Origin of the sequence: Alistipes sp. An54, assembly GCF_002159375.1 — a bacterium.
Lineage (GTDB): Bacteria > Bacteroidota > Bacteroidia > Bacteroidales > Rikenellaceae > Alistipes > Alistipes megaguti.
Genome location: NZ_NFIA01000001.1, coordinates 562,983 through 575,171, shown reverse-complemented (window position 1 = coordinate 575,171; position 12,189 = coordinate 562,983). Strand labels below are relative to the sequence as shown.

Here is a 12,189-nt window from a genome sequence, read left to right as displayed (position 1 = left end):
CAAGATGTTGAAAAAAGGGATATTGGCCGTGGCTCTCGCGCTGCTGTTTGCCGGAGCGCTGGCCCAGAAACGTGAGGTGATGCTCGACAAGGTGGTCGCCGTGGTGGGCGGATCGTCGATCCTCTACTCGGAGGTGGACGACTATGCCCGGCAGCTGGTCGAGCAGCGCCGCCAGGAGGGTTACACGTCGGACCGCGACCCGATGAACGAGGCGCTCGAGGCGCTTCTGACCCAGAAACTGCTCTACAACCAGGCGCAGATCGACTCGGTGACGATCAACCAGGGTGACATCGTGTCGCGTGTCGAGGAGCAGGTGCAGCAGATGGTCGACATGGAGGGTTCGATTCCGGCGCTGGAGGCCAAACACCACATGCCGATCTTCAACATCCGCGAGATCATGCGCCAGCGCTACGAGGAGCAGGCCTACGCGCAGTCGATGCAGAGCGAGGTGATGAACAAGGTGACGGTGATCCCGGGCGAGGTCGAGCGCTTCTACAAGTCGATCTCGCGCGACAGTCTGCCGACCATCGCCGACCAGTATGTCTACGCGCAGATCACGAAGTTCCCCAAGTCGATGACGGCGGCCAAGCAGCGCACCCGCGAACGGCTGCTGGACATGCGTGAACGCGTCATCACGGGCAATGCGAAGTTCGAGAACCTGGCCCGGATGTATTCGCAGGACGGTACGGCCATGCGGGGCGGAGAGATGGATCCTTCGCCGCTGGCGAGTCTCGATGCGTCGTTTGCCGCGGCGCTCGAGAACATGAAGCCCGGACAGATCTCGGAGGTGGTGGAGTCGCAGTTCGGTTTCCACATCATCCAGATGCTCGACAAGCGCGGCCAGTTGTACCATTTCCGCCACATCCTGCTGCGTCCGGTCTATACGTCGGAGGAGCTGGGCGAGTCGCTCAATCTGCTGGACAGCATCGCCGATCTGATCCACAAGGACTCGATCACCTTCGAGCAGGCCGCGCTGAAGTATTCGGACGACGCTTCGTCGAAGATGAACGGCGGCATCGTTTCGAACCACGACATCCTGGAGCGTTTCAACGCCTTCGATGCCAAACTGACGGTGACGAAGTTCCTCAAGGAGGATTTCGGCCGCTTCAAGAGTCTCGATGACTACAACGCCCTGCAGCGGCTGAAGCCCGGCGAGGTGTCGGATGCCTATCTGACCGAAGACATGCTCGGCAACCAGATGGCCAAGATCGTCAAACTGGTGGAGGTGATCCCGACCCATACGGCTTCGCTCAACGAGGACTACCTGCGGCTGGAGGAGATGGCCCTGCAGGACAAGCAGAACCGCGTCTTCCGGGAGTGGCTCTCGAAGAAGATCGACGCCATGTATGTCTACATCAACCCCGAGTTCCGCAACGGGGAGTTCGAAAACAAACATTGGGTGAAATAGGCCGTGCGCAGGCTTGTATCCATAGCCGCCGTGGTGTTGGCCGTCGCCGTGGTGACGGCCCGCAGCGGCATGCAGGCGCCCGGTGCGGCTGAAGAACAGGAGGGCGAGAAGAAGCTCATCGACCTGAAGTCGGATCTGATGGGACCGGTGGCTCCGGGGGATTCGGTGGTCTTTCTGGTGGGCAACTTCGCGGCGCAGCACAACGGCGCCGTCATCACGTGCGACTCGGCGGTGCGCTACTCGGACATGCGCATCGAGTTCTTCGGCAACGTGCTCATCAACAAGAATACGACCTACATCTACGGGGACCGGGCCGAATACGACGGCAACGTGAACGAGGCGCGGGTCTATTCCGACATCGTGAAGGTGGTCGACGGCGACGCCACGCTCTACACCTATAAATTCCTCTTCAATACGAAGACCAATGTCGGGGAGTTTGCCGACGGCGGGGTGCTGACCAACCGCGAGAATCTGCTCGAGGCGGTGCGCGGCTACTACTATGCCGACACGAAGGATCTGGTGGCGGTCGATCAGGTTGAGATGCGCAACGACGAGTACGAACTCAAGGGCGACTCGGTGGTCTACAACATGGCCACGGACAACGCCTACTTCTTCGAGCAGACGAACATCTGGAACCGCGACGGCGACTACCTCTATGCCGACCGGGGCTCCTATGAGAAGTTGGACACGCTCTACATCATCACGCGCAACGGCTACATCCTGACCGAGAAGCAGGAGATCTGGAGCGACAGCATCGACTACTACCGCACGAAGAACCATGTCATCATGCGCCGCGACCTGCAGCTGGACGATACGGAGCACAAGGTGATCGGCTTCGGCGACTACGGTGAATACTGGAAGGAGCCCGGGAATGCCTTCCTGACGCGGCGCCCGGCTGTGGTGAGCTACGACCTTTCGCAGGGCGACTCGCTCTTCATGCGGGCCGACTCGATGTATCTGTTTACGATCAACGAGGCGCAGCAGCGCCGCGAGGCGGCTGCCGCCGCAGCCCGGGCTTTGGCCGATTCGCTGGCGCGCGTGCAGTCCGATTCGCTGGCACATGCCGGGCAGGGGGCGCTTTCGGAGGGCGATTCGTTGCGGCAGAGTCGGCGGCCGCAACTGGATTCGCTCGGGCGTCCCGTTCCTCCGGCCTTGCAGGAGGGTGCCGAGCGGCGCGACTCGACCCAATTTCCCGAGGCGGTCGATTCGCTGCGGACGGGGACCGACTCGCTGACGGCCGCGCCGGTCAATCCGCTTGATACGCTGGTCGGGGATGCCCGCAAGGCCTACCTCAAGGAGCAGGCACGCAAGGCCCGGGCCGAGGAGAAGGCCAAAAAGGCGGCGGCCAAGAAGGAGCTGCTGGCCAAGATCGCAGCCGAACGGCAGGAGAAGGCTACGGCCAAACTGCTGGCCCAGAAGGAGCGCGAAGAGGCGCGGCTGAAGGCACAGCGGCTGAAGGCCGAATCGAAACTCAAGGCCCGGCAGGCGCGGGCGGCCCGCAAGGGCAAACTCAAACCGATAGATCCGGGGGATCTGGCTGCGCTGCAGGAGTTGCAGGAACAGATCGACCGCAATATCCGCGAACAGGATTCGCTGATGATGCGTCTGGTGGATTCGTTGGCCGCAGCGGACTCGGCGGCGATGGTGATTCCTGCCGATTCGATCGACTCGCTGGCCGCACCGGCTGACTCGATCTACCGTCTGATGAAGGGCTTCCGCAACGTGCGGGTCTTCCGGTCGGATTTCCAGGCCGTGTGCGACTCGATGACGGCCATCAGCACCGACTCGACGATTCACCTCTATATCAATCCCGTGCTTTGGAACCAGTCCAACCAGATCACTTCCGACGTGATGGACATCTACACGGCCAACCAGCAGATTACCCATGCGGAGTTCGTCGGCAGCCCGATGATGGTCTCGCAGCTCGATACGACCCATTATAACCAGGTGGCCGGCAAGGAGATGACGGCCTGGTTCCGCGACAACGAGATCTACCGCGACGACGTGAACGGCAATGCCCAGACGATCTACTACATGCAGGACGGCGAACCGCCCCAGATCACGGGCATGGGGGTCATCGAAAGCGGCGACTGCTCGTTCTTCATCGAGGACAAGCAGATCGTGACGATCGTCTACCGCAAGGATCCCGTGTGGAACATCTACCCGATGGAGAAGATCCCGGCCGATCAGGATCTCTATCTGAAGGGCTTCAAGTGGGAGGGTTCGCGGCGCCCGTCGCAGACGGATGTCTTCGACCGTGGGATCCGGCCCTCGCAGCGCAGCGTGAAGTCGCGGTTGCCGCATCCCTCCTTCCCGTTGCGGCAGGTGCTCGAACAGCGCAAGAAACTCTATATCGAACAGGGCCGTTGGTCGGACCGCAACGATCTGGTCGATCCGGCCACCGTGGAGTGGATGCACGCGCTGGGCTACGAGGTGGGGCAGCCGCGTGAATCGGGACCCGAACTCTGACCGGGAGCCGATGCCGGGGACCGTGAACTGCAAGCCGGGAGTCGGGGCGCAGTACGATTCCGACCGGGTCGGATTCGAACAGGCTCGCCGAGTTTGTAAAAAATTTGAAAAAAGGAAGAGGGCGAAGAACGCTTTCTCCCTTTTTTCGTTACTTTTGCGGCCGGTTAGTGAGAGAATCCGTTCGATGAAAAAGAGTCTTATCGCGCTGGCCTTTGGTACGCTGGCGCTCGGAATGTCGGAATTCGTGATGATGGGCATCCTGCCCGATATCGCCCGCAGCCTCGGTGTTTCGATCCCTATGGCCGGACATCTGATCTCGGCCTATGCGCTTGGGGTCTGCTTCGGTGCGCCGCTCATGGTGCTCGTGGCCCGCAAACGCCCTCTGAAACAGATCCTGTTGGCGCTGACAACGCTGATCATCCTCGGCAATACCTGCGCGGCGCTGGCCCCGAACTACTGGACGCTGCTGCTGATGCGCTTCGTCTCGGGACTTCCCCACGGAGCCTTCTTCGGCGTGGGGTCGATCGTGGCCGAACGGGTGGCCGATGAGGGCCGCCGGGCTGAGGCCGTCTCGATCATGGTCGTCGGCATGACCATCGCCAACTTGTTTGGCGTGCCGCTCGGAACCTTCATCAGCGGGGCGGTCACCTGGCGGGCCACCTTTGCCATCGTGGCCGTCTGGGGCGCCGTGGCCACACTGCTCGTCCGGCTCTGGGTGCCGGCGCTTCCGCCGCTTCCCGATACGGGCCTCAAGGGACAGTTCCGCTTTCTGAAGCATGCCGGACCGTGGCTGGTGCTCGCCTCGGTGATGCTGGGCAACGGCGGTATCTTCTGCTGGTACAGCTACGTCAGCCCGCTGCTGGTCCATACGGCGGGATTCTTGCCCGATCGGTTGACGCTGCTGATCATGCTTGCGGGCTTCGGCATGTTTGCCGGCAATCTGATCGGCGGTCACTATGCCGACCGCTTCTCGCCCGAACGGGTCGTGCGCTGCACGCTGGCCGTGGCGACGTTGGCCCTGGTGGGGATCTTCTTCGGGGCCCGCATGCCGATTCTGGCCGTAGCGCTGATGTGCGTCACGACGGGATGCCTCTTCTGCGTCTCGTCGCCGCAGCAGCTGCTGATCCTCGAGAATTCGCGCGGCGGAGAAATGCTCGGTGCCGCCCTTGTGCAGGTGGCCTTCAACCTCGGAAACGCCCTCGGAGCCTACATCGGCGGACTGCCGATCGAACGCGGTCTGGGGTACGAATATACGACGCTGCCCGGCGCCCTCTTCACGCTGCTGGGCATGGTCGTCATTGCGGTTTATATCCATAAATTCCCTCGTCATGCCACACGATAATCAGAAGGAGCTCTTCCCGGTGGTCGAAGCCTCGGGACGGGTTGTCGGACGCGCCACCCGCGGCGAGTGCCACGGCGGTTCGATGTTGCTGCACCCGGTGGTGCACCTCCATGTGTTCAATTCGCGCGGGGAGCTCTACCTGCAGCGGCGCCCGCTGTGGAAGGATATCCAGCCCGGACGCTGGGATACGGCCGTCGGCGGCCACGTCGACTACGGCGAGACGATCGACGAGGCGCTGCGGCGCGAGGTGCGCGAGGAGCTGGGAATCACCGATTACCAACCCGAGCAGGTTGCGGTCTACGAATTCCGTTCGGAGCGCGAACGCGAACTGGTCCACGTCTTCCGCACGGTCTACGACGGCGAGGTGCACCCGAGTGCGGAGCTCGATGGCGGACGTTTCTGGTCGCCCCGGGAGATCCTCGACAATCTGGGCCGCGGGGTCTTCACGCCCAATTTCGAGGGCGAGGTTCATCGAATCCTGAAATAGCTCCCGTTTCGGCGCGGTAATTGCGTCGTACCGGGGCATGCAAGCTCTTTTGAAACGTTGGACGCACGCCCTGCTCGAGTGGTTGGGCGTGACGTCGTCCTCCAGCGATGCGATGGATCGCTGGGTGGCCTTCGCTTTGGTCGTACTGACGGCTCTGCTCATCGACCTCTTTCTGCAACTGATTGTCGTGCGGGGAATCCGGCGGCTGGTCGAGCGCACGCATGTGAAGTGGGACGACCGTCTGTTCAGCGTCCCGGTGCTCAACCGTTCGTGTCATGTGGTGATCGCCGTGCTGTTGACGGCCGTGCTGCCGGTGATCTTCGACGAGCAGTCCGTCGGGCGGCTCGTCGTGCTGCGCATGATGCAGGTCTTCATCGTCTTCACCTTCCTGCGGCTGATCAATGCGCTGTTGTGTGCGGCCTTCCACATCGTCTCGCTGCGCCCCGACTGGCAGAACAAACCCATCAAGGGGTTGCGGCAGACGGCCCAGGGTTTCTTTACGATCGTGGCCGTCATCCTGATCGTCGCCATCCTGATCGACAAGTCGCCCGTAAAGCTGTTGACGGGGCTCGGCGCTTCGGCGGCGGTGCTGATGCTGGTCTTCCGCGATAGCATCATGGGCTTCGTCTCGGGGATCCAGCTCTCGGCCAACAACATGCTGCAGGTCGGCGACTGGATCTCGGTGCCGAAGTACGGCGCCGACGGCACGGTCGAGGAGGTCTCGCTCACGACGGTCAAGATCCGCAACTGGGACAACACGCTGGCCATGCTGCCTCCCTACCTGCTGACGACCGACTCCTTCACGAACTGGCATGCCATGCAGCTTTCGGGCGGGCGGCGCGTCATGCGTTCGGTGTCGATCGACATGACCAGCGTCCATTTCTGCACGCCGGAGATGCTGGCCCGTTTCCGGCGGATCGACCTGCTGCGCGACTACATCGACCTTACCGAACAGCGCGTCGAGGCCTACAACGCCGCCCACGGCATCGCCCCCGGCGAGCGGAAGATCAACGGCCTGCACCAGACCAACCTGGGTGTTTTCCGCGCCTATCTGGTGCGTTATCTCGAGACGGAGGTTCCGGTCAACAAGTCGATGACGCTGATGGTCCGTCAGCTGCAGCCGACCGAGACGGGTATTCCGATTCAGCTCTACTTCTTTACCGATACGGTGGTATGGACCGAATACGAGGGGATTCAGTCGGATGTCTTCGACCATGTGCTGGCGGTGATTCCCGAATTCGGGCTGCGGGTCTTCCAGAGTCCGGCAGGGTCGGACGTTGCGGCGTTGGGCGATTATCTGCAGGGGGATGATGCTGCCGGGGATCCGGGCGCGGATGCCCCCGTGGCGAATGATTCCGATCGTCCGGATGATTCCGATCGTCCGGATGCGGAGGATTCGCCCTCTAAAGGGTCATCATCAGCAGGACCTGAATGATGATTACGCGCAGGAACATGCAGACGGGGTAGACCGTGGCGTAGGAGACCGACGGGTTGTCGCCTTCGATGGTGTCATTGGCATAGTTCAGCGCCATGGGGTTGGCCATGCTGCCGCAGAGCAGCCCTGCGACCGATCCGAAGTCGACCTTCATCACCCGCAGGGCGAAGAGCCCGACCAGCACCACCGGCACGAAGGTCAGCAGAAATCCCACGCCGAGCCACAGCGCCCCTTCGGGACGCATGACCGTCTCGAAGAAGTGCGCCCCGGCGTCGAGCCCTAGACAGGCCAGATACATCGAGAGCCCCAGGGCGCGCAGCATGAGGTTGGCACTCTGCGTCGTGTAGGTGATCATGTGCAGGCGGGGTCCGAACGTGCCGATCAGAATGCCGACGATGATCGGGCCGCCGGCCAGTCCCAGCTTGACGGGGATCGAGATGCCGGGGATCGAGACCGGAATGCTGCCCAGCGTCAGTCCGAGGATCAGACCGACGAATACCGAGATGAGGTTGGGTTCGTTGAGACTCTTGACGGCGTTGCCGAGAATCTTCTCGACGTTGCGGATCGCCTGGGCCTCGCCCACGACCGTCAGCCGGTCGCCCATCTGCAGCCGCAGGTCGGGTGTGGCGAGCAGCTGTACGCCCGAACGGTAGACGCGGCTGATGTTGATGCCGTAGTTGTTGCGCAGACGCAGCTGCGAGAGCTTCTTGCCGTTGATTTCGGGGCGGGTGACCAGGATGCGCTGCGAGATGAGCTGGCTGTCGACGGCGTTCCAGTCGATGTTCTCCTTGTTCCAGTCCTTCTTCTCCTGCTCGCCGAAGATCATCCGCAGCGCCTCGGCATCGGCCGGGGTGGTGATGACGAGGATGACGTCATCCTGCTGCAGGGTCTTGTCCGACGTGGGGATCGAAACCTGCCCGTTGCGCCATACGCGCGAGATGACGAAGTGGTGGTGGCTCTGCAGGGCGATGTCATGGACGCTCTTGCCGAAGAGTGCCGGATTGGTGATGTGGTAGCTGGCGATGAAGACGTTCTTGCGGTGTTCGGCGTCGGGGCCGGGCAGGTCCGACGGCCGGACGAACAGTTTGCGCAGGAAGGCGATGGCCAGAATCACACCGACGACGCCCAGCGGATAGGTCACGGCACAGCTCAGCGCGGCGCCGCTGTCGTCCATGCCCAGCTGCTTGAGCACCTGCTGGGCGGCACCCAGTGCCGGGGTGTTGGTCGTCGCGCCGCACAGGATGCCTGACATGTCGGACATGCGGATGCCGAAGGCGTAGCTCAGACCGGCAGCCAGGAGCGTCCCGACGAGGATCAGGGCGATGGCCGGCGAGAGGAGCCGCGTCCCCTCCGAACGCATCGAGCTGAAAAAGCCCGGGCCCACCTGCAGCCCTAAGGCATAGACGAAGATGATCAGGCCGAAGCTCTCGGCATAGGTCAGCATCGCCGGATCGAGCTTCAGCCCGAGGTGGCCGGCCAGAATGCCCACAAAGAAGATGAAGGCCGTGCCGAGCGAGATTCCCATGATGCGGATCTTGCCCAGTCCGATTCCGAGTGCGGAGATCAGCGAGATGACCACCACGGCCTGCAGGGCCGAGGGTTCGAAGAGCAGATCCTTGAGCCATTCCATCTTGTGCGGGTTTTGAGCGGGTTATGCGGTTTGAAAACGGTGCAAAAGTAGGTCAAATTTTTCTTTTTGCCGCCTTTTCGGCCGGAAAAGTGCAGCCCGGGAGGCGCGTTTTGACCGAAGGGTCTGTATGCTGACCTGCAAAAAGCCCGGCTTTCGCGAGAAGGCCGGGCTCTGTGGCTGGGTGGGACGGGGTGCCTACCGGATGCGCAGGAACGAGTATCCGTAGCGCTTGACGGCGGCACGCTCCAGCTCCTCGCGCATCGACGGATGGGCGATTGCGATCAGTGCCCGGGCCCGTTCGGCGAGGTTCTTGCCACGCAGATGGGCCACGCCGTACTCCGTGACGACGTGCTGGATCATGTGGCGCGTGGTGACCACGCCGGCGCCGGGCGTCAGCAGCGCCTTGATCTTCGATTCGCCCTTGGGCGTCATCGAGGGCATGGCGATAAAGGTCTTGCCCCCTTCCGAGAGGGCACCGCCGTACATGAAGTCGTGCTGTCCGCCGACCCCTGAGATGATGCGCTCGCCGACCGAGTCGGCGCAGACCTGCCCCGTCAGATCGACCTCCACGGCCGAATTGATGGCCATGACCTTCGGGTTCTGACGGATGCGGAACGGATCGTTGGTCCACGCCACGTCCTTCATCACCAGATCCTTGCGGTAATCCATGTAGTCGTACAGCCGGCGTGAGCCCAGGGCTAGCGAGGCCACCGTTATGCCGGGCAGGACGACCTTCTGCGAGTTGTCGATCACGCCGCTCTCCAACAGCGGCAGCACGCCGTCTGTCATCGCCTCGGTGTGCAGACCGAGGTGCTTGTGGTCCTTCAGCGCGCCGAGCACGGCATTCGGGATGCCGCCGACGCCGATCTGCAGCGTGGCGCCGTCGGGGATCAGCTCGGCGATGGCGCGTCCGATGCGCAGTTCGATCTCTGTCGGTACGGCCGTCGGGACCTCCACCAGCGGGGAGTCGACCTCCACGGCCGCGGTGAAGCGCGACGAGTGGATCACGGCGTCGCCGTAGGAGAAGGGCATGGCCCGGTTGACCTGGGCGATCACCGTGCGGGCGCACTCCACGGCCGAGACGGCCAGGTCGGCCGAGATACCAAACGAGCAGTAACCCTCGGCATCCGGGGGCGAGACGTTGATCAGCGCCACGTCGAGCGGCAGGGTGCCGTCGCGGAACATCCCCGGGATTTCGCCCAGAAAGGCCGGGATCGACTGCCCGTAGCCGTCGGCCAGCCAGCGGCGGATGTTGTTGGCCACGAAGAGGCTGTTTACGAGAAACGATTCGCGGTATTCGGGACGGCAGTAGGGGGCCTCGTGGGCCCCGACGGCAAAGGCCGAGTAGAGTTTCACGCCGCGCAGCTCCGCTCCGCGGTCGGCCATGGCGGCCACCAGCACCTCGGGGATCGACGTGCTCCCCTGGATGTAGACGCTCTGGCCCGATTGGATGAGTTTTACCGCCTCCGCGGCTGTCGTGTATTGCATGGCAGGTTGAATTTTCGCTTACAGCGGGTGGTTTTCGGCAAAGGCCTTGAGACGCTTGTCGAGCAGTTCGAACTGTTCGGGGCGGTTCATCTGCGAGACACAGACGCGGATGCCGTGCTGACGGCTGCCGGTCGACGAGAGCGAGATGGCGCAGACGCCGCACAGCAGCAGTTCGCTCAGCAGCTCGGCACTCGTCATCGTGCCGTAGCCGATCGTGTAGAAGAATCCGTCGCCGACCCGCTCCTCGCGGTCCTTGTCATAGACGATGCGGAAGCCGTGGCGCAGGAAGATCTCCTTGGTCAGCCGGGCCCGGCGGGCATATTCGGCCGTTTCGCCGACGAAATCCAGCCGGCCGTCGGCCGCCGCGCGGAACATCGCCGCCAGGGCATACTGCGCCGAGTGGCTCGTGCCCGAGGAGGCGGCGTAGAGGAACGTCAGCACGTAGGCGTCGCCCAGCCGGGCAATGCCGTAGCGCTGGCGCAGCGCCTCGTATTCGCGCTGGAACAACGTGTCGGAGATCGCCGCCACGGCGATGCGCTGTCCGGCGTAGCTGAAGATCTTCGATCCGGAGATCAGGACGATCCAGTTCTTCGTATAGCGGGCCACCGTCGCCTGATAGGATGCCTCGAAGGGGCGCCCGAGCGGTTTGCGGAAGTCCATGCAGAGGTAGGCCAGGTCCTCGATGACGATCGTATCGTAGCGTGTGGCCAGTTCGCCGATCGTGCGCAGCTCCTCCTCCGTGAGGCAGACCCACGAGGGGTTGTTCGGATTCGAGTAGACGATGGCCGCTACGTCGCCCTGCGCGAGGTAGCTCTCCAGTTTCGGACCGAGCTTTTCGCCGCGGTAGTCGTAGATGTCGAACGATTCGCTGGGGATGCCGAGGATGTGCACCTGACTCCGCTGGACGGGGAAGCCCGGGTCGATGAAGAGGATTCTGCGCCGTGCGGGGTCCAGCTGCGAGCACATCAGGAAGGTGGTGAAGCTCCCCTGCATCGAGCCGACCGTCGGGATGCAGCCCCGCGGCGAGATCTCCACGTCGAGGTAGGCCTTGATGAAGCGTGCGGCCTGCTCCTTCAGCTCCGGCAGTCCGTACATGTTCGGGTATTGCGAGGCGACCCCTTCGGCCAGCGCCCGGCGTTCGGCCTCGATGCCCACCTGCTCGGGCGGAAGCCCCGGAACACCCATCTCCAGATGGATGAACTCCTCGCCCGTCGCGCGTTCCATGATGCGGGCGATGTCGCCCGACTGGCGGATCGTCGCCCGGGCGATGTCGGCGATGTCCATCTGCTTCAGCGCCGATTCGAGATACAAGCGGTCGTAGGGTGCGTTCATCGTGCGGCCTGTTTTTTGGCGGTTTCGTACCCCGCACGGAAGGCCGCGAGGTTGGCCTCGACCACCGCCTCGCCCTTGCGGGCGAAGATGGTGCGGATGCTCTCTTCGAGTTTCGCGGGCTCGATGTCCAGCAGCGGGGCGGCGGCGCCCAGCAGCGCCATGTTGGCCGAACGCGGCGACGAGGCTTCGCGGGCCAGGGCGTCGGCGTCGAGCCGTACGACGTGCGGCAGCGAGGCAAGCTCCGCCTCGAGGGCTGTCTGGTCGGGGTAGTTCGGAATGTTCACGACCGGAACGGTGTTCGTTACCACCCATCCGTCGGCCGAGAGCCACTCCAGGTAGCGCAGCGACTCCATCGGTTCGAGCGAGACGATCAGGTCGGCCCCGCCGCGCGGGATGAGGTCCGAACGGATCTCCGACGAGGAGATCCGCAGGTGCGACTGCACGTCGCCGCCGCGCTGGCTCATGCCGTGAACTTCGGCCTGCTTGAGCTGCAGCCCCTCGGAGAGGACGGCCCGGCCGATCACCGTGGCGATCGAGAGGATTCCCTGTCCTCCGACGCCCGAAAGTATGATATCTTTTTTCATCTCTGTGCGGTTTG

The 12,189-nt window shown here is 63.1% G+C and carries 9 protein-coding genes; 5 read left to right on the top strand and 4 right to left on the bottom strand.

Annotated elements, in window-relative coordinates; translation table 11 throughout:
- Positions 1–4 precede the first annotated feature (4 nt).
- From B5G09_RS02160 to B5G09_RS02140, 5 genes are all read left to right on the top strand, one after another.
- Positions 5–1,408, top strand: a complete 1,404-nt coding sequence (locus B5G09_RS02160; RefSeq protein ID WP_087403826.1) for a peptidylprolyl isomerase — start codon at positions 5–7, stop codon at positions 1,406–1,408.
- Positions 1,409–1,411: 3 nt separating this feature from the next.
- Positions 1,412–3,877 carry an OstA-like protein gene (locus B5G09_RS02155; RefSeq protein WP_087403825.1) on the top strand — a complete coding sequence of 822 codons (2,466 nt, stop codon included), beginning with the start codon at positions 1,412–1,414 and terminating at the stop codon, positions 3,875–3,877.
- Between the two features lie 184 nt (positions 3,878–4,061).
- Positions 4,062–5,219, top strand: a complete 1,158-nt coding sequence (gene araJ, locus B5G09_RS02150) for an MFS transporter AraJ (RefSeq protein WP_087403824.1) — start codon at positions 4,062–4,064, stop codon at positions 5,217–5,219.
- The gene (locus B5G09_RS02145; RefSeq protein ID WP_087403823.1) at positions 5,206–5,706 is read left to right on the top strand and encodes an NUDIX domain-containing protein; all 501 of its coding nucleotides are present in this window, start codon (positions 5,206–5,208) and stop codon (positions 5,704–5,706) included. The genes araJ and B5G09_RS02145 overlap by 14 nt, the downstream gene beginning before the upstream one ends.
- A gap of 37 nt (positions 5,707–5,743) precedes the next feature.
- The gene (locus tag B5G09_RS02140; RefSeq protein WP_087403822.1) at positions 5,744–7,141 is read left to right on the top strand and encodes a mechanosensitive ion channel domain-containing protein; all 1,398 of its coding nucleotides are present in this window, start codon (positions 5,744–5,746) and stop codon (positions 7,139–7,141) included.
- Here B5G09_RS02140 and B5G09_RS02135 read toward each other — a convergent pair.
- From B5G09_RS02135 to B5G09_RS02120, 4 genes are all read right to left on the bottom strand, one after another.
- A complete protein-coding gene (locus tag B5G09_RS02135) occupies positions 7,110–8,771 on the bottom strand; it encodes a putative transporter (RefSeq protein ID WP_087403821.1) in 1,662 nt (553 codons plus the stop codon). The two genes, B5G09_RS02140 and B5G09_RS02135, sit on opposite strands and share 32 nt — an antisense overlap.
- Positions 8,772–8,966: 195 nt before the next feature.
- Positions 8,967–10,259 (bottom strand): acetyl-CoA hydrolase/transferase C-terminal domain-containing protein, encoded by a 1,293-nt coding sequence (locus B5G09_RS02130; protein WP_087403820.1) that lies wholly within the window; start codon positions 10,257–10,259, stop codon positions 8,967–8,969.
- Positions 10,260–10,277: 18 nt separating this feature from the next.
- The gene (locus B5G09_RS02125) at positions 10,278–11,591 is read right to left on the bottom strand and encodes a pyridoxal phosphate-dependent aminotransferase (protein ID WP_087403819.1); all 1,314 of its coding nucleotides are present in this window, start codon (positions 11,589–11,591) and stop codon (positions 10,278–10,280) included.
- Positions 11,588–12,175 carry an indolepyruvate oxidoreductase subunit beta gene (locus tag B5G09_RS02120; RefSeq protein ID WP_087403818.1) on the bottom strand — a complete coding sequence of 196 codons (588 nt, stop codon included), beginning with the start codon at positions 12,173–12,175 and terminating at the stop codon, positions 11,588–11,590. The genes B5G09_RS02125 and B5G09_RS02120 overlap by 4 nt, the downstream gene beginning before the upstream one ends.
- Positions 12,176–12,189 lie beyond the last annotated feature (14 nt).

Excerpts from the sequence above, each read along its gene's own strand:
- B5G09_RS02125 (WP_087403819.1), bottom strand. The coding sequence starts at position 11,591 with ATGAACGCACCCTACGACCGCTTGTATCTCGAATCGGCGCTGAAGCAG.
- B5G09_RS02145 (WP_087403823.1), top strand. The coding sequence starts at position 5,206 with ATGCCACACGATAATCAGAAGGAGCTCTTCCCGGTGGTCGAAGCCTCG.
- B5G09_RS02135 (WP_087403821.1), bottom strand. The coding sequence starts at position 8,771 with ATGGAATGGCTCAAGGATCTGCTCTTCGAACCCTCGGCCCTGCAGGCC.
- B5G09_RS02120 (WP_087403818.1), bottom strand. The coding sequence starts at position 12,175 with ATGAAAAAAGATATCATACTTTCGGGCGTCGGAGGACAGGGAATCCTC.
- B5G09_RS02140 (WP_087403822.1), top strand. The coding sequence starts at position 5,744 with ATGCAAGCTCTTTTGAAACGTTGGACGCACGCCCTGCTCGAGTGGTTG.
- B5G09_RS02130 (WP_087403820.1), bottom strand. The coding sequence starts at position 10,259 with ATGCAATACACGACAGCCGCGGAGGCGGTAAAACTCATCCAATCGGGC.
- B5G09_RS02160 (WP_087403826.1), top strand. The coding sequence starts at position 5 with ATGTTGAAAAAAGGGATATTGGCCGTGGCTCTCGCGCTGCTGTTTGCC.
- araJ (WP_087403824.1), top strand. The coding sequence starts at position 4,062 with ATGAAAAAGAGTCTTATCGCGCTGGCCTTTGGTACGCTGGCGCTCGGA.